Source organism: Psychrobacter sp. CMS30 (genome assembly GCF_904846565.1).
In the GTDB taxonomy this organism is placed as follows: Bacteria; Pseudomonadota; Gammaproteobacteria; order Pseudomonadales; family Moraxellaceae; genus Psychrobacter; species Psychrobacter maritimus.
The window spans coordinates 1-1398 of record NZ_CAJHBF010000049.1 but is presented as its reverse complement, the minus strand read 5'-3'; the positions used below and the strand labels follow the sequence as shown (position 1 = coordinate 1398).

The following is a 1398-nucleotide window of genomic DNA, read 5'->3' as shown; positions in this document are numbered from 1 at the left end:
ACGTCACTTGCAAGGCGACGGTTTTGAAAGATGGGTGCAGCGTTACTATCTTGGATGACATGATAACCAAACGGGCTAAGCTCACTACTGTTTACATATTCATGATTCATGACTAGCAGACCATTTTCTGACGCTTTGGCATCGTACGCATTGCCGTTTTTACCAAAAAACCACATGCCATCATGGTTGTCACCCATACGCCACTCAAACGACTCAGCGGACTGCTCACGATTGTCTTTCCAATCATCGATACCAGATATCAGCGGCATGCCTAGTGGTAATATCATCTCGGCTTTATAACCTGCTGCCACGCTCATCGTGTCAGCTTTTGAATGCGGTACGGCTGTAAACTTCAAAGTCTCAGGACGTTTTAAGTCACCTTGCGCAGGAATAGCGGCACTGTTTTCGTCGCTGGGTTTAACAGGTAAATTGCTATCATCATCGTCGCTACAGCCGACCAAAGGTAGTGCGCCAAAAAACGCCGCCGCCGTCAACCCTGTGCCACCTTTGAGGATACTGCGGCGATTCATACGGCGATTGATAATGGTTTGAAAGTCAATATTATCAGTCGGGTTAGAATCTTCAATAACTTCGTGCGCAAGCGTTTGCTTGTTATTCAATGAGGTCATGTTCAGTCACCTTGTTAGGCTGGATTTAGTAGGCTGAGTTGGCATAAAAAATATCGCGGCGTTATCGTTATAACGACCAATATACGATTTATGTTTGAGTCTACTGAAACTCCATGACAACTTGATGACAAATTTTTAGATAATAATCTTTAAAAAACCATGCTGTTTTTGATATGTTAATCTAAGCATATAAAGCGCTACGTTATTTATATTGACGCCTTAAGAGCAACCTTCGACCAAATAGATAGCATCTGGTAACCCAATATCAATACTTTCAACCTCTCCCTTTAATAAGCTCCGATTATCTGCCGTCCACTCTGTTGAGTTAATTCTATAACCATTCAGCTTTTGACCGCCCTTGATATGATATTCAATCTGTATGGGCAACTTGTCTTCTTTATTATTCAGCTTGATGTTTTCGGCTTTTAACAACTCTCCGAGTTGTGGCTCTTTTGGCACCTCGAAGTTAACGTTAGCAATCAGGCTATAGTAGTCATCATCAACCGCATACTTATCGACTTCATAATCCAGCCCTAAGCTATGTGGATAAAGAATACGGTAAACGTGCCTCTGTGCTCTATCAAATCATCGATAACAAAGTTGCTCTTATTGCTATTCAGGATCCAAATATACCCTTTTATACAGACATCCATGTTGGCGATGCAGTGACAGAGGTGATGAAAGCGCATAACAACGAGCTGACTTATGAAGTCGATAAGTATGCGGTTGATGGTGACTACTATAGCCTGATTGCTAACGTTAACTTCGA

2 protein-coding genes and 1 pseudogene are annotated in these 1398 nt (G+C 42.1%); 1 reads left to right on the top strand and 2 read right to left on the bottom strand.

Translation table 11 applies throughout. From position 1 onward, the window contains the following. Positions 1 to 629: alkaline phosphatase PhoX (locus JMX94_RS13200; protein WP_201566028.1), on the bottom strand; the 629-nt coding region annotated here is incomplete at its 3' end. Between the two features lie 219 nt (positions 630 to 848). Then, positions 849 to 1088 carry a hypothetical protein gene (locus JMX94_RS13195; protein ID WP_227673657.1) on the bottom strand — a complete coding sequence of 80 codons (240 nt, stop codon included), beginning with the start codon at positions 1086 to 1088 and terminating at the stop codon, positions 849 to 851. 83 nt (positions 1089 to 1171) lie between these two features. Between JMX94_RS13195 and JMX94_RS13190 the strand changes: the two are divergent. Continuing rightward, a pseudogene (locus JMX94_RS13190) lies at positions 1172 to 1398 on the top strand (hypothetical protein); the annotation flags it as partial.